Source organism: Pantoea phytobeneficialis, assembly GCF_009728735.1.
Taxonomy (GTDB): Bacteria; Pseudomonadota; Gammaproteobacteria; order Enterobacterales; family Enterobacteriaceae; genus Pantoea; species Pantoea phytobeneficialis.
Genome location: NZ_CP024636.1, coordinates 1,999,409 through 2,017,123 on the forward strand (window position 1 = coordinate 1,999,409; position 17,715 = coordinate 2,017,123).

Below are 17,715 nucleotides of genomic sequence, written 5' to 3' on the forward strand. Positions count from 1 at the left end.
AAAACGGGATGAGTGTAGGCTTGTGCAAACTGCTTCTGCAAGAATATCTGATACACTTTAAGTGCGGTTTTGATCGCAACGGATCATGCAGGGTAATACCCCTACGCGAAGTGCGGCATTTAATGCAATAATAAAACTTGCACTAAATGGCATAGTCAGTCACCCTTAAAGTGTAACTGCAACAGATACTGATACTGATCGCCACGGCGACGGGAGAAAATGGGATGATGAGCGACGCATTTATTCACGATCTGATCGACTGGATTGATAACAACATTGAAGCACGCCTGGATCTGGACACCGTAGCAGGGCGTGCCGGTTACTCGAAATGGCACCTGCAACGCATGTTCAAAGAGCACACCGGTTATCCGCTGGGTGAGTACATTCGTGCCAAGAAACTGAAAAAATCGGCAGACCGGCTGACCACCACTAACGAGCCGATTCTGAACGTGGCGATTTCGCTGGGCTTTGACTCGCAGCAGTCATTCAACCGCAGCTTCAAACGTCAGTATGGTGTGGCACCGGGTGCATGGCGTCGTCATGCCGGGCACCAGCCGAGCGTTATGCAGTAAACTCCGCCAGGGCCAGCATCGCTGGCCCGCGTTTTTCCCGCCTGAAAAGCTGCTATTATCGGCCTCCTGAAACTCAGGAAGTCACTATGTCAAAGAAACTCTGGATTGGATTAATTATCGCGCTGGTCGCCTCATGGGCCGGACTAAAACCGCATTTCTCCGCTGCACCCAAAACCAATATTGCGCAATTGACCGATGCCGAAACCGTCGCGCGCTGGCTGCAACAACATCATAAATTACCGGATCTCTACCTCACTAAAGGTGAAGCACGGCGCCAGGGCTGGAACCCCGGCAAAGGCAACATGTGCGACGTGTTGCCCGGCAGGGCGATTGGCGGCGACCGTTTTGCTAACCGTGAGCAGCGGCTGCCACAACAGGCGGGACGCCAATGGTATGAAGCCGACGTCAATTACGATTGCGGCCACCGCGATGCCGATCGTCTGCTTTACTCTTCAGATGGCCTGATTTTTCTCACTACCGATCACTATCGCAGCTTTAAGCCGGTGCCCTGATGATGCTGAACCTGACCTTTGATTTCCGGCAACTGCCCGACCGCGAGGCGTTTTATGCTGCGCTGGTGCGGCAGAGCCACTGCCCGTTCGCCTTTGGTAACAATCTTGATGCGTTGTGGGATTGGCTGACAGGCGGTATGGCGCTGCCAGCAACCCTGCATTTGCGCCATGTTGATGAGAGCAACGTGGAATTCGCGCCCGTGCTGGCGCTGCTGGAAGAGGCGGTGGCGCAGCTCGAGGGTGAACTGCGCCTGGTGCGTGATTAAGCGTGCAACGCCAGTAGCATCATCGCCAGTGTCTGGCGGGCGGCGGCAGGTAAATCGCCGCCGCCGGTATAGCCGTTGTTCTCCACAATCACGCTGTTCAGCCCCACCAGCCAGTCGTAGATATAGTAGGCCGTGTGGTTAGCCGGGGCGGCAGAGAGACGCGTCAGACGTTGGCCGGACGAGAAATTGACGCTCGGGGCGGGTGGACGGGCGAAGATCGTCTGGCCACGATTGACGCGGCTGGCCGGACGTTCGCTCTCCGGGCGCTGCAAAAAGCCCAGCCAGGCAACAAAGTCCCCCAACACCGTCATCGCGCGGGACACCTGACGATCGGTGCGCGCCTCATGCGCGCTGGCCTGCGCCTCCGGTTCGTTCAGCGCCGCCTGCAAGGTGTTCAGCATGTTGTGACGGAAGCTGGCGGTAATTAACTCCTCCACCAACAACTCCAGCGTCGGTTTATCGACGTTGAGCAGCGCCAGCAGACTCCGGCTCTCCGGCAACTGACGCAGATGATCCAGCCACAGGGCGAAGACCAGGTGCGGAAATTGCTGATCGCGCTGACCGCCGTGATTGCGCGGTTCTGCCGCTGCCACCGGTTCATCTTTAAACAGATCAAATTCAAAACCGATGCCGAAATAGCTTTGCTCTGCGGCTGCGCTGGCGACTTTATGCTGCGTGCCGCTGTTGCTCTGGCTCAGCCACAATTGACGCACCGCCTCACGCGACGGTTGTAAACGCTCCAGCAATTCGCCGTGCAGGCCGGTGCGATGTTGCAGGCATTTCAGTAAGGTGTCGGCAATGCTTTGCTTACGCGCCGCTTGCTCTGGCGTAGCGCTGGCTTCGGTCCAGGGTTGCAGACGATCCACCAGGGTTTGTTGCAGCGTACTCAGTTGCGACGCCAGACGATCACGGCGCGCATCCGGCTGCATTTCATCCTGCAACCAACTGCCCATCCGATCCACTCCGGCGCGATCCAGCGCCAGCATCGACCCCCAGCTCTGACCCGGCTGACCAATCTGGCGTTGTACCGCTTCATCGACGTTGATCTGCTGATGACGTGCATCATAAGGGGTGATGGCCCAGATCAGCCGCGGCTTCTCTCCGCTGGCCGGTACCGGTTGATGCAGATGCCACTCGCGCAGCGCCTGGCTGGCGAGATCGGCGTCCTGACGCTGGCTGGCGGCGGTACAGATCAACAGCAGGTCGATATCCTGACGCGCAGCGTACCAACCCGGCAGCAAGGCGCGTTTCTGTTCCAGTAAGGTGGCGCGCAGCGCATCTCGCGTTTGCAGACGGTGGCGCTCCTCCTGCTGGCCGCGATCGGCTGGGGTACCCGGCGCGGGCAGCTCCAGCATATCGGCCTCATCATATAACGCCTGGCGTGGCGTCGAGCTAAGCGGAATGGTGATTTCCAGTGTCAGCAACGCCAGCAGACCCAGGGGCACCTGCTGCGCTTTACCCACCCGGTTCGCGACCACCGGGCACACCTCAATCATCTCCTGCAAGTCGGCATCGCTGCCAATCAACTTCTCGGCGGGCAGTGACGTGTCATCCACCAACAGGCTGAGTGGGGCCATGACCCGTGGGGCATGACGTAACTGATGGCGCAAATGCATCAGGCTGCGCAGGCTTTCGCTTAATGAGTTTTGGCCCGGCCACAGCAAGGCGAACAACTGTACGCGGTCGTCGACATTCAGCCACGGGGCGAGGCTGATGGCCTGCGGCCAGAAATGACGATCCAGCACCTCGGCGTGACGGTGATGGCGGCGACTCCACGCCCATAAAGTGACCAACGCATCGCTTTCCAGACCTGGCTGGATGTCACTTTGGCGATGCCGCTGTAAACGTTGTAGCGCGCTGTCGAGAGCCGTGGTGTCCGGCTGTAATTCCGGGGTGGCGCAGGCCAACATCAGACGGATCAGCTCAACCTCGCTCAGCAATGTCATCTCCAGCGGCCAGGCGTTGGAGGCCGTTTCGCGCTGGTGACTAAAACGTGTGGCGATGGCGAAATCGAGGTTGCCGGGATTGATATGCTGGAAATAGTTAAAGGTTTTGTCGCCAGGGGTGGTCATCAACTGTCCCTGGGCATCCCCCACCATCTCGCTCAATAACCAGGCTTTGCCCGCCTGTGACTGACCAAACAACGCCAGCGTCACGGGGCGCGCGAGCTGGCGCGCCAGCGCGTGGCTCTCCACTCTGGCACGGCGCAGTTGCAGACTCAGGGTGTCGCCTTCCATGCTCAGACGCGTGGAGTGAGCCTGCTGGTTTTCAACCCAATTCAGAGCACCATCAAGGGTTTCCTGGAGCAGACTGAGACGTTTGGCCAGCGTGGCCAGTGGTTGTTTTTTTGCGGTTCTCATTTTTTGCAGACGCTCCCGCTGTCGATCCAGTATTGCGCATTCGCATTGCCCGTGGCGGAAAGCGTATTCAGTTTCAGGCTCAGTTGTTCCAGAGGCACGCGGCTGCCGTCGTCGAGACGCGCATCGCTCAGCACCAGACGTTCCGGTCCGGCGTTATCCGGGCCAGGTTGCACCGCCAGCTTGATGCGCAGCACGCTTTCCCCGGCGACTTTACGCGCCAGTTGTGGATCGATAATGCTCAGGCTGTAAAGGGGCGATGCGGGCCAGCGATCGTTCTCCAGTTGGCGGAAGCCAAGGCAGACGTTGCCGCGAATGCGGAAGCTGCTTTTGCGGTCCAGCGCAAAGCTGTGGCTGTCGAGATCGATCTCGCTGTAGCACAGGTTGTCATCGCTCAGCGCCTGCGTTTCATCCAGCACGCCGAGGTAGCGAATGGTGGAGTAAGGTTCAAAATCACCGGCGCGGAACCAGAAGCTGCTGAGACGCAGATCGAGCGCCAGCAGACACAGCATGGCACCGACGGCTGCGGTGGATTTCGGGTTATCAATGCGTCCCTGTTTGTTGAACGGATACCAGTCGCTGGTGTGATACCCCTCCAGCGAAAGAATGCGGCTGCCCGGTAACGGTTGCAGATGACGCACCAGCGCCTGGATGCCAGGGAAGCGTGACGGGCGACCGGTCAGCAGCAGCACGTCGCATTGATAGAGCGACACCACTTCGCACATGGCGCGCAACGCCGGGATGATCGCCATACGGTGTTGCAGGAACTCGCCATGCAATTGCGCGAGGCTGACCACCAGCGGCACCTCCAGCAGATCGAAACGGCTGTCGCCGCCGAGGGTGCGCTGGATTTCACCGTTGATAAATGCCAGCACGGCATTGCTGGGCTTTTGTGGTACCAGTTCGCCAAACAGCGCGTTGATCTCGCTGTAGCTGTCGAGCGGGTCCCAGTTTTCATAACGTTCCAGCACCGCCTGCGCCAGCGGGATAAACAGCTGCAACGTCACCTGCTGGCGCAGAGTGGCTTGTCCGTCCATGCGGCTGTCATGGCCGAACAATTTATTCATCAGCGGTTCCGGCAAGGTCAGACCGGCTTTCTGCAAGCTTTGCTGCAACGCAGGCAGGACCCATAGCTGAATCACATCCAGCAGAATGTCGTCCCCGGCCACCTTGAAGCCTTCGCGGAACAACAGGCGTGGGGTGATTTTGACGTTATTACCCTGGCCGTCGTCGAGGCGATATTGGGTAATCGCGAGGTCGGTGGTGCCGCCGCCAATATCGATGGAGGCGATGCGCAGGCTCTTACCCGGCAGTTCATCAGCGTCACGCGGGCGATCCGGGCGGGCCATGCTGGTGAAGAAATCCTCTGCGCGACCGGCAAAGTTGACCTGCGTTTCGTTGAACAACCACACCATCTGGCCGCAGGTGGCTTCGTCCCACTCCATCTGCACATCCGGCACCGGGCGCAGGCTTTTCGCCAGAGTCGCGGCGGAAAACGCGTCTTCGGCCGGATGCCAGCCTTCCGCTTTCCACACCAGCGCGATGGCTTCCTGCATACGACGACGGAAAATTTCCCGTTCCGGTTTTGGCATGGCCGAGGGCAGCGTAAGGATCACATGACGCAGTTGACGCGGGGCCTGGCTTTGCGGCATGCGCTGACGTTGAGCGACGCTGTTCATCTGCATCATCGCCTGTGCCAGCAGTTCGCACAGCATAAAGGTCATTAGCGAACTGCGGCTGTAGCTGGCGGAGAACACCGGCAGGCGCTCATCCTCAGCCAGCGCGTGCAGCGGCTGGCCTTCATCATTCAGCAGCAGGGTAAAGGGCAAGGCGGTCGCCTGGGTTTCATCACCGCTGCCGTTGGCATTGAAACGCCAGCCGGGCTGATAACGGGCTTCATCCCACAGATAACGACGCGGGCTGGAAAGGCCGGTGCTGCCTTCGGTACCAGCACGCAACAGCGCCAGACGGCTGGCCTCGCGGCCCACACGCGTCAGCGACGGCCACATAAAGGCATTTTCGCGACCACTCTCCAGCGAGAAATTGGCCTTGCCGAAGCGGGGTTCGGCAAACTCCAGGCGGCTGTCGAACAATTCGTTATACACCTGATGCGGTTCAGACAGGTCACGCAGTTGCAGCTCATAAGTCTGGCGCAGGCCGTTGCTCTCCTCGGCGTGATCTTCCACCAGGATGCCGCAGGTGTGTGAGTTGCCAACATCGAGAATGATATCGACATTCACCGCCGGAGATTGCAGCGACGCGGCCTGAATGGCGATCTCCGCCAGATCAAGCTGTTCGCCCAGCAACTCCAGCACATTGAGGTAATGCGCCTGGTACTCAAACTCGCGCAGCGCCTGCACCAACTCTTGCTCGCGGCGTGATTCCAGTGCGGTAACCTGCTGGCTGAAGGTTTCACGCAGCCAGCCATCAACCCAGGTCAGGTCAAGAAATTCACCCAGTTCATAATTATGCCAGGCGAGGGCAAAGCTGACGCCGTTTTGCGCATCGGCCTGGCTCAGGCCAAGCTGCTCGCCACCGTCGTTCTCCGCCACCAGGCGGGTATCGAAGGCGAGGGTGATACGGTGGGTATTGCCCGCCGCATCGGGTTGGGACAGGGGAGCCAGACGCAGACGCGCCCAGTTTTCCGGTCCACCAATAAAGCGACGACCACTGGTGCAACGCAACACCGGCAGCGGTAACCATTGATTCGCCAGCAACGTCAGGGAGTCGGCCAGCGCGATATCCGATTCCGGGCGCACCACTTCCGGTGCGCTGCCATCTTCGGGGTAGAGCAGAAACTTGCCGCTGTTGCCGTCAATGTTAAGGCGCAGCAGCGGGCCGTTTGCCGTCTGGCGTACAAACTGACGGCGCGCCTGTAATGAAGGCAGACGCAGGCCGAAGTCGAGAAATTGCACACCGCTATCTTCAATCAGCGTGATTCTTTGTTTGTCATCGATGAGGGGCGCTAACATGGTTACTTACTCTCACGCTTAATCGTCAACGGGAAAACCTGATCCGCGCCATATTGCGCGTCACAGCTGGCGATACCATCGCCTTGTTTACACACCAGTTCCGGCATGCGGTAGCGTGATTTATCGCTACAGCTGGCGGTGTAGCGGCTGCGAACCACCATGGTGCCGGCGCTGGTCATGGCGGCGGTGACATCGGCCTTGCAGCGAATGCCATCGCCCTGGGTAATCAGCGCTGTGCCTTTGCCGTTTTTAATCTGATAACGCAGACTCGGCGGTTTACCGGTTGGCAGGTTGGTCTGACGCAGGGTGACGCGCCAGCGACCATCCAGGAAACGTACCGAACCGACGCGCACGTCTTCGGCGGTGATCACCAGATCATCGGCTTTGGCTGGCGCGGTAGGCACCGGCGCAGCAACCTCAACCACCGCAGGCGCGACGGGCGCTGCGGGCGGCGGCGCGGTCACGGTGGCGCTGGCCTGCGGCAGGGTGGTAGCCAGTTTTTCCGCCTGCGCAAACACCGGCGGTGGCGCGATCGGCTGGCTGACAACCGGAGCGGGCGCAGCGGCCGCCACGGGGGCCGCGGCTTGCGGGGTGCTGTGCAACCACCAGGCGGTTCCTGCGGCGGCAGCCAGCGCTACCGGGAGCAGCAGCAACCACGGGCGCAGGGATTTGCTGGCGGCAGGGGGCTGGACGGCGGCGATTACCGGTTCGGGTTCGCTCTCTTCCGGCTCAGGCTCAATGATCGGCTCCTCCGGTTCGACTTCCGGTTCGGCCAGCACAATCGGTGTGTCCACCACCGGCGGCGGTTCCGGCAACAGCGACGGCAGTTGCTCGTCAAGGCTGTCACGCAGACAGGCCAGTGCGTCATCACGCGAGCGGGCCTGCGGATCGACAAAGCCCCAGAAGGTAATCACCGGTTTGCCATCCACCAGATAGACGTATTGCTGATCGGGGAATTGCAGGGTTTTACTCAGCAGCGCACCAAACAACCGCATCGCCGGGTTTTCTGCCTCACGCGCGCGCAGGCTCAGCGCCTGCAAATCCTGTTGATTGAGGGTGAGTTGTTCCAGCGCCTGACGACGTTCGTGATCGCTGGCCGCCAGCCATGAACGGACTTTGCCGCTAAAGGGGGCGTACCAGTCGAGGCGATCACCGCGTTCATTGGGTTGTGGGATGGCGAGACAGTTCGCCAGCGTGGTTTGGCGGCGTAGCCGCAAGGTTTCGCGAATTTGCAGAGCAGAAGCCCAGACGGGCTGGCCGTTCTCACCCAGTGCCAGAACCGCGTCAAGATTGCCGCTGCGCAGAAAAGTTTTTGCCACTCGTTGGCCCTTATCGGTGAATGTCTGAGGCAGAAAAAATCGATTTTGGTGATCTTAAGCCAAATAAGGGCAAATCAAACGGCGGAAATAAGGGGGAAAACAGGGCGGTTTTCCCCGGCTGGAGGATGAGTTGTAGAAAATTTAACCGCGTGCGCGCGGCATCAGCACCAGATGCGTCAGCATCCCGCCGACCAGTCCCCAGAAGGCAGCGCCGATACCCAGCAGCGACACGCCGCTGGCGGTAATCAGAAACGCCACCACCGCGCTATCACGCAGTTGCGGTTCCGCCAGCGCGCGATGCAGGCTACCGGACAGCGTCGCCAGCAGCGCCAGACCGGCCAGCGTGGCAATCAACACCTGCGGCAGCGCGCTGAACAGCACCGCAATCAGCGCGCCGGTTAGCCCGGTGAGCAGATAGAAGAAACCGGCCAGCGCTGAGGCCATCCAGCGTTGTTTGGGATCGGGATCGACCTCTTCACCCATACAGATGGCGGCGGTGATGGCGGCAATACAGACGGAAAAGCCACCAAAGGGCGACAGCACCAGTGCCAGCAGCCCGGTCCAACTGGTCAGTGCCGAAATCGGCGGCTGATAACCGTGCGCCTGCAAGGTGGCGATGCCGGGGGCATTTTGCGACGCCATCGTCACCAGAAAATAGGGCAGGCCGACGCCAATCAGGGCGGTCAGCGAGAAGTGGGGGGTAATCCACTGCGGCACGCTGAGGCTCAGTGACTGCGGCGGGAAATGAATGCTGTGTTGCCCAAGCGCCACCAGCACCCCGGTGACCAACGCGAGGATAATCGCATAACGCGGTAACCAGCGACGACTCAGCAACCACACCAGGCACATGCTGCCGCACAGCGCAAAATTACCCTGTAAACCGGTAAAGGTATTCAGGCCGAAGCGCAGCAGGATCCCCGCCAGCATCGCGGCGGCCAGCGACTGCGGAATATGGTTCATCAGGCGCGCAAACAGGCCAGTGACGCCACTCAGCACAATCAAGGCGTTGGTAAAGACAAACACGCCAATCACTTCATTAAGGGTCAGGCCGTGCAGACTGGTCGCCAGCAGCGCTGCGCCGGGTGTCGACCAGGCGGCCAGAATAGGCATTCTGGTCCACAGCGATAACCCGAGCGAGGCAACGCCCATGCCAATACCCAGCATTGAGAGCCAGCCGCCAATTTGTGCCGGAGAGGCACCGGCAGCCTGCGCCGCCTGAAAAATAATCGCAGCTGAACTGCTGTAACCCACCAGCACGGCAATAAACCCTGAAATCAGTATGGGGAGTGAAAAGGTGCTGCGCGGGGCGGTGGTGATCATAGCAGGTGTTCCGGTTGTGCGTTATAGCGCACATTGTGGCATGGGACGCTATAGCGCACAAGTGATACACTGCGCGCGAGCTTGTCTGGAGATCCTATGGAAAATCTGCATCAACATCTGAGCCTGGCGTTGAAACAGTTGCGCCAGGCCAATGGCTGGAGTCTGACGCTGGCGGCGGAACGCACCGGCGTCAGCAAGGCGATGCTTGGCCAAATCGAACGCGGCGAGTCCAGCCCGACCGTGGCGACCCTGTGGAAAATTGCCACTGGCTTCAACGTGCCGTTTTCGTTCTTTATTCAGGGGAGCGAGCAGCCACCCGGCGCCGCTGCCACCTTTAGCCAGAGCAATGCGCAAATGCTGGCAAAATCGCTGCTGCCCTATGACGCGCAGCTGCGATTTGACCTGCTGGAAGTGACGCTGGCCCCCGGCGCGCAAAGTGATTCTTCACCGCACGAAACAGGGGTGATTGAGCAGGTGGTGGTGCTGGAGGGCGAGTTGTTACTGGGCGTTGAGGGCACCTGGCGTCGTCTGCAACCCGGACAAGCCAGCCAGTTTGCCGGTGATAAACCGCACAGCTACCGTAATCCTCTTAGCACGCCGCTGCGTTTTCATAGCCTGATCCACTATCCGCATCGGGCGTAAGGCTTACAAATTGATACGAAGGTAAACTACACAGTTTGCCTTCGTATTTATATACTCGCTTTTCATTGTAAGGGAGACGTCGCTATGAGCGATCTGAACAGCGCCGCCGCGTTGCTGCGTAGCGTCAACGGCAAACTGGGACGCCGTTTGCGCGAATCGGCCCCGCCGGGTGACCTCACCTGGTCGCAAGTTGCAGTACTCGGTTATCTGGTGCGTGATGGTGCCATGACGATAACCGAACTGGCGGCGGCAGAAGGGGTGCGAACCCAGTCGATGGGCGCAACCGTTGCCAGCCTGGTCACGGCCGGGATGGTGCTGGGCGAAGCTGACCCGCACGATGGTCGCAAAACGCGCTACCATCCTACGAAAGCCTGCCGCGCGCTGGTGGCGGCCAATCGTGCCCAGCGTGATGACTGGCTGGTACGCAGCATGGCGACGCTCAACCCGCAGGAACAGCAGACGCTGCTGGCGGCCATTCCCTTACTGCAACGACTTGCCGACCAATAATCCTGAGAGGACCCGAGATGGCTGTAACAACTTTAGATGCAAAAACCGCCCTGATTGTGATTGACCTGCAACACGGGATCGTGGCGCTGCCTGTGGTGCACGACCCGAAAGTGGTGATTGAGCGTTGTCAGCGTCTTACTGATGCCTTCCGTGCGCACGATCTGCCGGTGGTGCTGGTGAATGTGGCGGGTGGTGCGCCAGGCCGTAACGAGCAGGCGCGTCATAGCGGTGAACTGCCGGCTGACTGGGCGGTACTGGTGCCGGAAATGACGCCACAACCGGGCGACATTAGCGTGACCAAGAAAACCTGGGGTGCCTTCCACAACACCGGTCTGCATGAGCAGCTGCAACAACGCGGTGTCACTCAGGTGGTGGTGTGCGGTATCGCGACCAGCATCGGTGTGGAGTCTACCGCGCGTCAGGCGTATGAACTCGGTTACAACGTCACGCTGGCGACAGACGCCATGACCTGCCTGAATGCGGATACCCATCAGAACAGCGTGGAGCGTATTTTCCCGCGCCTGGGCGAAACCGGTTCAACCGAGGATGTGTTGGCGCTGTTGGGTTAATAAACATTGCGCGATGAATCGCGCCGCTACGATTTACCACCCCCGCTCGTAGCGGCGCAATTTACCACACACGCTTGTAGCGGCGCGATTTATCGCGCTAATCCCACGGATTCAACAGCATCAACCCCTCCCGGTAAAATCTCGCACATTACGCGTTACCAGAACCATGTCATGATGAATCGCCGTAGCGGCAATTAACGCATCCGTCGCCGGGCGCACAGGCGGCAGACAGCGCTGTCAATATCCAACGTCCTCCAGGCAAATTCAATCAGCACCCGTTCTTGATACCAGCGCTGCAAACGGTGGGCCTGCGTCGGATCTTTACGCGCAAATTTAAGGATACCTTTTTCAATTTCTATCAACGTGAGGGCGGAGATACACATATCCTCCGCATTGAGGCTATATCTAAGCATAAAAAAAGCCCTGCCAAACATCATGTCTGACAGGGCTTTGTTTTTTTAATTACTGGAACGCGTAGCTCACGGTCAGGCCGACGCTGTAGTTACGACCCGGCGCCGGTTCGTAATAGCGGCCATTACTCTCGTTAACGATCACCGAACCGATGTAGTTGCGGTCGAACAGGTTATCGACGCGACCAAACAGATCCAGCGTCCAGCTCTCTTTAATCAGCCACTTATAACCACTGTTCAGGCCCACCACGGTGTATGCCGGGGCTTTCACATCGTTTTCATCATCGGCGGCGATGTCGCTCATATAACGCACATCGGCTCCGGCATACCAGCCCAGATCCGGCGCATAAGACAGACCGGCATACGCCATGCTGCGCGCGATCCCCGGAATGCGGTTGCCGTCACAGCTCTCGGTGCCACAGGCGTTGCTGCGGTAGCGTGCATCGAGCAGCGTCCAGGCAGCCTTCACACGCCAGTCTTCGCCAAATTGCTGATCAAGGCCCAGCTCAAGACCACGACGACGGGTTTGTCCGGCATTTTTGTAGCTGGTGCGCCCGTTGTTGCTGCTATCCGCAACGATTTCGTTATCCGTATCGGTCTGGAAAATGGCAGCAGTGAGCAGGCCGTAACCAATGCGTTTTTTGCTACCCAGTTCGATCGTGTCGCTGGTGGCCGGTTTCAGACCGAGGTTAAGGCCGGACTGGCCGTCAGAACGGTAGGACAACTCATTGATGGTCGGGGTTTCGAAACCACGCCCCGCAGAGACATAAGCATTCCAGCTATCATCAATGGCGTATTTCAACGACGCGGCAGGCAGCCAGCGGTGGTAACGCGCGTTGCCGCTGTCGTCGCCGTTGCCGGAGGTGATGTAGAAATCGTTGGAGTCGAAATTGACGGTGCTGAAACGCACACCGGCATCCAACGACCATTTATCGGTTAGCTGCCACGCGGTTTGCACGTAAGGATCAAGGTTCCACATCAGATTGCGTTCATTACGACGCATATCCCCCATCACGCCGTAATCGGTGACGCCGTTACTGGTGGTGAAGTTCTCGTAGCCTTTGCGGCGTTCAGTCATGGTTTCATAATCAAGACCGCCGGTCAGCGTTACCGGGATGGTGAACAGCGTATCGCGATGCGTCCAGCGGGTATCGATGCCCTGATAATGGCGGGTCAGGGAGATTACGCCGCCCGGATGGGCTGGGCTGGTCTGCGAGCTTGCCGGAATCGACTGATACTGCGTGGTTTCGCGTACCCCGGCATACATCATCACGCTCAGGTCGTCGTTTTCACTCATCTGGCGCTGATAATGCAGGCCGCCCTGGGTCTGATCGACGGTTTTACGCGCATTGTACAGGCTGACGTTGCTGACCACCTGACGCGGGTTCTGCTCCCATTGCGCCTGGGTTAAACCGCCGGGATCCTGTGCATCGACATGCACGCTGTTGAACAGCAGCGTCAGGGTGCTGACATCATCAATGCGTACGCCGAGCTTGGCGTTGCCGAGGTTCTTTTCTGCTGAGCTGTGATCGCGATAGCCGTGGGTGGTAAAGCGTGAGGCTGAAATGGTGTAGTTGACGTCACCGGCATGGGTGCCATCGCCCGTCGCGCCACTGGCTTTGACGCTGTTGCGCCAACTGCCATAGCTGCCGTACCAGGTGCTGGCTTCCAGCGTGGTGGGCTGCTGCCCGGTTTGGGTGTCTACGTTGATCACCCCACCGGACGAGTTACCGTACAGCGCCGAGAAGGGACCGCGCAGCACTTCAACATGGTCAATCGAGCCGATATCAACGTTGGAGGTCTGACCCTGGCCGTCTGGCATGGTGGCGGGAATGCCGTCGACATACATGCGGATGCCACGCAGGCCATAGGTGGAACGCGAACCAAAACCGCGCACCGAAATTTGCAGGTCCTGAGCATAGTTTTGACGGTTCTGAATTTGCATGCCCGGCACGCCCATCAGATTTTCTGACAGGTTAACGCGCGGGGCCGCGTGACGCATATCGTCGCCGGAGACGACGCTGACCGCCGCAGGCGTATCGAGTTCAGATAAACCGGAACTGTCGGGAGTGGCACTGACCACCAAGGTGTTGCTGGCATCATCAGCGGCCAGCAGTGGCAACGGAAACGCCGCAGGCAGCGCCAGCCACAGCGCCTGGCGCAGTAAAGCTATTTTCATTATGAAAGACCGTAATAAATGAAAGGAAATGAACCGGTTGGAACATAATGAGACATATGTTAATAGTTTTTACCCAGGCTGGCATTACATTTTAAGCTATTTGCCCAATAAAAGGCTGTTACCGTCAGGGGAATAGCAGGGACGGTGAACACATCTGCGGGGGCGGGAGTACTATGGATAGGTTGTCAGGACGTGTTCTATCTGGTTGGACATCGATTTATAAAATTTAAACTGCTCTCCCGCTATGTTGAGAAAAACCGCCTCGTGTATACGCAAGGAATTGAATTTTCTCTTCTTATCTTCAGCGATTCGTATCCGTAAATCTTTAATTATTATTGAACGGTATCCATCATTACCGGGTATTTCTGTCAGGATGCCGTGATAAAGGGTCGCAGGGTCAGATATTTCGTAGAAAGCAACGTCAGCGTCCATTTATTTAACCTGATTAAGCACGGGAGGCTCCCCGCATCATAATTATATCCCGGTATTTTTTCTGCAATGGGAACTAAGACAATCCTGAGGTCATTTTAAGACTGGGTTAACCTCACGACGCGGGTACTGTTGAAATAAAAGAAAGGGGTTCGCCCGGCATTTATAAATAGCCGCTTTAAACCGAGCGGCTATTTTATCTCAGATTACGAACGTGTCGCGATAGGGATACGAAAATCAGTGTGCGTGATTTCTTTAAAAGGATGATTTCCGTAGCGATGACTGAGATTCAGCAGAAGGTGATTTATTGGCTGTCTTCAAGGTTTCTCTGGCAACAGAGTTAGCTCTCGACGAGATGGTGGAAGCAAGATATCCAGTTTGCGTATGCATGTGCTCCACAGGCATGGTTTTATCGTAGTACCAGATTTTATTTATACTTTTATCGAAGCTCACTTTCTTCTTTGAAGAATCACCCGGATTAATATGTGAAGCGTTGAGATGGTTTTCCATTATTCAGGAATTAGAGGAAATTGTTTTGTCGGTTGTGTTGTTTATTGTCAGTGAGAATTTAGTAGGTGAGTGGTTTTTTTAATTTTTTGACTGAGTATACCTGTACCGGAAATAATTATCATAATGCCCTCCATTAGCTAATTGATTCTCAGTTCCTGTTATTTCTCACCTTGCTTAACGTATACAGCAAGTGGTCATTTTTACTCCAGCAACAAGAATAGCCGATTGATACTTTTTTTCAGCGTTTTTTCTGACATAAATACGGCGCGTTCTGCCAAAGTTGGCCGCCTTTCTGACAATGTCTCAGAGCAGGCAGCCAACCTCATCACCACTTCATCTCGCCGCTATTCACCTTCGCGCTCAACGCCAGCGAGCTTTCGTCCGGCAAATTGGGGTAAGCGGCTTTCATCGTCTCAATCACTGCCACCGAACCTTTCTTCTCTGCCAGCGCGGCTTCAAATTTTTGCAGATAATTCAGCGTGAAGGTCACCGCCTCGTCGCCACGCGGGCGGGGGCCAATATAATGACCCGGAATCACCACTTTCGGTTTTAACTGCTGTATTTCACGCAGTACGCTCCGCCACTGCTCGCGACTGGCGGGGGTTTGGGTATCTGCCGTCCAGACGTGAATGCCAGCCGCCACCGCAGTACCGCCGAGAATCGCCCGGTTTGCCGGAATCCAGACATAAGCGGATTTATCCCCGGCGTGACGTAATTCAATACGTTCGCCATCGACGCTGAAACCGGTCTGATAAGTTGTCTGTGGCACAATTAATTGCGTGGGGGCACCACCCGGCATTTTCGGTCCCCAATATTGCAGCTTGGCCTGTTTGGTGGCGTCGATATGTTCCACCACCAGCGGCGAGGCCACGACTTTTACCTGTGGGAAGGCTTTAACAATCGGTTCCAGACCAAAATAGAAGTCAGGATCGCCCGAGGTAATAACAATCTGCGTCAACTTTTTGCCGCTGGCTTTAATCATCTCCACCAGTTTTTCGCCATCTTTCGGGCTGAACTGCGCATCAAACAATATTGCTTCATGTGGGCCAGACACCAGGGTTGAAGACACCGGGAACAACCCCTGTTCCTGCGGGTTGTAGACCTCAAGGTGCAGTGGTGCGGCCAATACCGGGCCTGCGGTCAGCAGCAAACATAACGGTAATTTCTTCATTTTCATCACATATTCCTTTAAGCGGCAGCCTGCCGTCACTAAAAGCCTCATTGTAGGGAAATCTGGGTCTGTTAGAATTCCCGCAATCAGAGATGGTCAGTTTCATAAAACGATCAGATGGGGCGGATATGGACAGAGTGACGGCGGCAACGGTATTTAATCGTATCTGCGAACTGGGGAGCCTGAGTGCGGCGGCGCGGGCGCTGGATATTTCGCGGCCGATGGTAAGTCGCTACCTGGATGAGATGGAGAAGTGGGCCGGAGCGCGTTTACTGCATCGTTCTTCGCGCCGTCTGACCATTACCCCGGCCGGAGAAAAAATCCTCGAAAAAAGCCGTGCACTGGCGCGACTCGCTGAGGACATTGCCGATCAAGGCACACAACGCGACGTGCAGGGCATCCTGCGTGTGGCCTGTGCGCACTCCACTGCCACCCATATTCTGGGGCCGATGATCCCGGCGTTTTTGGCCCGCTACCCGGCGCTGCGCATTGAACTGGAGATTAACAATCAGCCCGTGAGTCTGGTCGGGGAGCGCATCGATCTGGCGGTGCGCATCACTAACGATCCTGAACCAGGCGCAATTGCGCGTCGCCTCGGCGAATGTGTGTCGGTGGTGTGCGCATCACCGGCGTATTTGCAGCAGTACGGCACCCCGCAAACCCCGCAGGACCTGACACAGCATAATTGCCTGCACTACAGCCGTTTTGCCGGGCAACGCTGGCAATTTAATGACCGCAACGGTGAGGTGATCACCACCACCATCAGCGGTAATTTCAGTGCCGGCATCTCTTCGGTGTTGTGCGATGCGGCCAGCGCCGGTTGTGGTGTGGCGATGGTGCCGGAGATGGAGGCACGCGCGGCGATCAACAGCGGGCAGTTACAACGTTTGATGCCAGACTTTACGCCCAAAACGCTGGGTATCTATGGTCTGTATATGTCACGCGATCGCCAGCCTGCGGCCTTGCGCCTGTTTCTGGCGGCGGTGCAGCAGCGCCTGGCTGAGGATGTGCCAGCGGCAAGTTAAAAAATGTTTTCATCGCACCTCTGGCCTGGCTGTGGACCACAATTCCTGTCAGGCTAGCGTGTTTATGCCAAATCAGAGAAGGGAAAGAAGATGAGTCAGCAACCTGTGGTAGCGGTGTTAGGACTGGGCGCAATGGGGCATGCTTTTGCTGCCAACCTGCTGAAAAAAGGCTTTGTGGTACGCGGTTGGAACCGTACCCGCGCCCGTGGCGAAGATTTATTGTCAGCCGGGCTGATGCTGGGTGACAGTGCCATCCAGGCGGTGGACGGCGCAGATGTGGTGATCGCCATGCTGTCTGACGGTGAGACGACTCGCCAGGTGGTACAAGACGCGCAGGGCGCATTGAAGCAGGGCGCTACCCTGTGCCAGATGGGCACCATCGGTGTCGAAGCGACAGATGCGTTAATCGCGGAACTGGCGGCCTCTCGCCCGGATGTGGTGTTTATCGATGCCCCGGTGTCGGGCACCAAGGCCCCGGCAGAAAACGCGCAGATTCTGGTGATGGCGAGCGGCGACCAGAGCAAAGCCGCCGCAGCGGAACAGGTATTTGCGGCGATTGGCAAGGGCACCCAATGGCTGGGTGAGGCCGGTGCCAGTTCGCGTATGAAGCTGGTGGTGAACAGCTGGTTGATTGGTCTGATGCAGAGCCTGGCGGAGAGTACCCGTCTGGCGGAGCAGTTTGGTTTCACCACCGACGATCTGTGGAAAGTGCTGGACGGTGGCCCGCTGGCGGCGCCTTACGCCAAAATGAAACTCGGCATGATTGCCAGCCAGGACTTCACCCCGCAGATGCACCTGATCTGGGCGCTGAAAGATGCCCGTCTGGCGCTGGATGCGGCGGGTGAAGCCAAATTGCCGGCGCTGGAAAATATCGTCGAGGTCTGGCAGCAAGCGGTGGATGCGGGTTACGGCGAGCAGGATCTGGCGGCGGTTTATCAGTTCCTGAAGCGCTAAC

The 17,715-nt window shown here is 57.7% G+C and carries 14 protein-coding genes; 8 read left to right on the forward strand and 6 right to left on the reverse strand.

Translation table 11 applies throughout. The features are described from left to right. Positions 1 to 224: 224 nt before the first annotated feature. From CTZ24_RS09335 to CTZ24_RS09345, 3 genes are all read left to right on the forward strand, one after another. Positions 225 to 572 (forward strand): helix-turn-helix domain-containing protein, encoded by a 348-nt coding sequence (locus tag CTZ24_RS09335; RefSeq protein ID WP_013508941.1) that lies wholly within the window; start codon positions 225 to 227, stop codon positions 570 to 572. Between the two features lie 86 nt (positions 573 to 658). After that, complete coding sequence (locus CTZ24_RS09340; RefSeq protein ID WP_208725380.1) at positions 659 to 1,084, forward strand: ribonuclease domain-containing protein; 426 nt, start codon at positions 659 to 661, stop codon at positions 1,082 to 1,084. Between the two features lie 2 nt (positions 1,085 to 1,086). Next, positions 1,087 to 1,350, forward strand: a complete 264-nt coding sequence (locus tag CTZ24_RS09345) for a barstar family protein (RefSeq protein ID WP_036626964.1) — start codon at positions 1,087 to 1,089, stop codon at positions 1,348 to 1,350. Here the strand turns inward: CTZ24_RS09345 and CTZ24_RS09350 are convergent. The 4 genes from CTZ24_RS09350 to CTZ24_RS09365 all read right to left on the reverse strand — a co-directional run bounded on the left by CTZ24_RS09350 (position 1,347) and on the right by CTZ24_RS09365 (position 9,318). After that, on the reverse strand, positions 1,347 to 3,710 hold the full coding sequence (locus CTZ24_RS09350; protein ID WP_208725381.1) for a virulence factor SrfC family protein: 2,364 nt from the start codon (positions 3,708 to 3,710) through the stop codon (positions 1,347 to 1,349). The two genes, CTZ24_RS09345 and CTZ24_RS09350, sit on opposite strands and share 4 nt — an antisense overlap. After that, on the reverse strand, positions 3,707 to 6,679 hold the full coding sequence (locus tag CTZ24_RS09355; RefSeq protein ID WP_208725382.1) for a virulence factor SrfB: 2,973 nt from the start codon (positions 6,677 to 6,679) through the stop codon (positions 3,707 to 3,709). Before CTZ24_RS09355 ends, CTZ24_RS09350 begins: the two co-directional genes overlap by 4 nt. A gap of 2 nt (positions 6,680 to 6,681) precedes the next feature. Continuing rightward, positions 6,682 to 7,998 carry an SrfA family protein gene (locus tag CTZ24_RS09360; protein WP_208725383.1) on the reverse strand — a complete coding sequence of 439 codons (1,317 nt, stop codon included), beginning with the start codon at positions 7,996 to 7,998 and terminating at the stop codon, positions 6,682 to 6,684. Between the two features lie 141 nt (positions 7,999 to 8,139). Next, a complete protein-coding gene (locus CTZ24_RS09365) occupies positions 8,140 to 9,318 on the reverse strand; it encodes a benzoate/H(+) symporter BenE family transporter (RefSeq protein ID WP_208725384.1) in 1,179 nt (392 codons plus the stop codon). 96 nt (positions 9,319 to 9,414) lie between these two features. Here CTZ24_RS09365 and CTZ24_RS09370 point away from each other — a divergent pair, with 96 nt between their 5' ends. The 3 genes from CTZ24_RS09370 (at position 9,415) to CTZ24_RS09380 (ending at position 11,036) form a co-directional block, all read left to right on the forward strand. Then, the gene (locus tag CTZ24_RS09370) at positions 9,415 to 9,960 is read left to right on the forward strand and encodes a helix-turn-helix domain-containing protein (protein WP_021185158.1); all 546 of its coding nucleotides are present in this window, start codon (positions 9,415 to 9,417) and stop codon (positions 9,958 to 9,960) included. An 84-nt stretch (positions 9,961 to 10,044) separates the two neighbouring features. Then, a complete protein-coding gene (locus CTZ24_RS09375) occupies positions 10,045 to 10,467 on the forward strand; it encodes a MarR family winged helix-turn-helix transcriptional regulator (protein ID WP_021185157.1) in 423 nt (140 codons plus the stop codon). Positions 10,468 to 10,484: 17 nt separating this feature from the next. Continuing rightward, complete coding sequence (locus tag CTZ24_RS09380) at positions 10,485 to 11,036, forward strand: isochorismatase family protein (RefSeq protein WP_021185156.1); 552 nt, start codon at positions 10,485 to 10,487, stop codon at positions 11,034 to 11,036. Between the two features lie 462 nt (positions 11,037 to 11,498). Here CTZ24_RS09380 and pqqU read toward each other — a convergent pair whose 3' ends face one another. Next, on the reverse strand, positions 11,499 to 13,625 hold the full coding sequence (pqqU, locus tag CTZ24_RS09385) for a TonB-dependent receptor PqqU (protein WP_208725385.1): 2,127 nt from the start codon (positions 13,623 to 13,625) through the stop codon (positions 11,499 to 11,501). Positions 13,626 to 14,889: 1,264 nt separating this feature from the next. After that, entirely contained in the window at positions 14,890 to 15,741 is an 852-nt protein-coding gene (locus tag CTZ24_RS09390; RefSeq protein WP_208725386.1) for a Vmh family MBL fold metallo-hydrolase, read from the reverse strand. A gap of 122 nt (positions 15,742 to 15,863) precedes the next feature. Between CTZ24_RS09390 and CTZ24_RS09395 the strand changes: the two genes are divergently transcribed. Beyond that, on the forward strand, positions 15,864 to 16,760 hold the full coding sequence (locus CTZ24_RS09395) for a LysR family transcriptional regulator (RefSeq protein WP_208725387.1): 897 nt from the start codon (positions 15,864 to 15,866) through the stop codon (positions 16,758 to 16,760). A gap of 90 nt (positions 16,761 to 16,850) precedes the next feature. Continuing rightward, a complete protein-coding gene (locus CTZ24_RS09400) occupies positions 16,851 to 17,714 on the forward strand; it encodes an NAD(P)-dependent oxidoreductase (protein WP_021186483.1) in 864 nt (287 codons plus the stop codon). Position 17,715 lies beyond the last annotated feature (1 nt).

What these genes read in the sequence shown, in the direction of transcription:
- CTZ24_RS09335 (WP_013508941.1), top strand. Translation starts at nt 225, where the DNA reads ATGATGAGCGACGCATTTATTCACGATCTGATCGACTGGATTGATAAC.
- CTZ24_RS09340 (WP_208725380.1), top strand. Translation starts at nt 659, where the DNA reads ATGTCAAAGAAACTCTGGATTGGATTAATTATCGCGCTGGTCGCCTCA.
- CTZ24_RS09345 (WP_036626964.1), top strand. Translation starts at nt 1,087, where the DNA reads ATGCTGAACCTGACCTTTGATTTCCGGCAACTGCCCGACCGCGAGGCG.
- CTZ24_RS09350 (WP_208725381.1), bottom strand. Translation starts at nt 3,710, where the DNA reads ATGAGAACCGCAAAAAAACAACCACTGGCCACGCTGGCCAAACGTCTC.
- CTZ24_RS09355 (WP_208725382.1), bottom strand. Translation starts at nt 6,679, where the DNA reads ATGTTAGCGCCCCTCATCGATGACAAACAAAGAATCACGCTGATTGAA.
- CTZ24_RS09365 (WP_208725384.1), bottom strand. Translation starts at nt 9,318, where the DNA reads ATGATCACCACCGCCCCGCGCAGCACCTTTTCACTCCCCATACTGATT.
- CTZ24_RS09370 (WP_021185158.1), top strand. Translation starts at nt 9,415, where the DNA reads ATGGAAAATCTGCATCAACATCTGAGCCTGGCGTTGAAACAGTTGCGC.
- CTZ24_RS09375 (WP_021185157.1), top strand. Translation starts at nt 10,045, where the DNA reads ATGAGCGATCTGAACAGCGCCGCCGCGTTGCTGCGTAGCGTCAACGGC.
- CTZ24_RS09380 (WP_021185156.1), top strand. Translation starts at nt 10,485, where the DNA reads ATGGCTGTAACAACTTTAGATGCAAAAACCGCCCTGATTGTGATTGAC.
- pqqU (WP_208725385.1), bottom strand. Translation starts at nt 13,625, where the DNA reads ATGAAAATAGCTTTACTGCGCCAGGCGCTGTGGCTGGCGCTGCCTGCG.
- CTZ24_RS09390 (WP_208725386.1), bottom strand. Translation starts at nt 15,741, where the DNA reads ATGAAAATGAAGAAATTACCGTTATGTTTGCTGCTGACCGCAGGCCCG.
- CTZ24_RS09395 (WP_208725387.1), top strand. Translation starts at nt 15,864, where the DNA reads ATGGACAGAGTGACGGCGGCAACGGTATTTAATCGTATCTGCGAACTG.
- CTZ24_RS09400 (WP_021186483.1), top strand. Translation starts at nt 16,851, where the DNA reads ATGAGTCAGCAACCTGTGGTAGCGGTGTTAGGACTGGGCGCAATGGGG.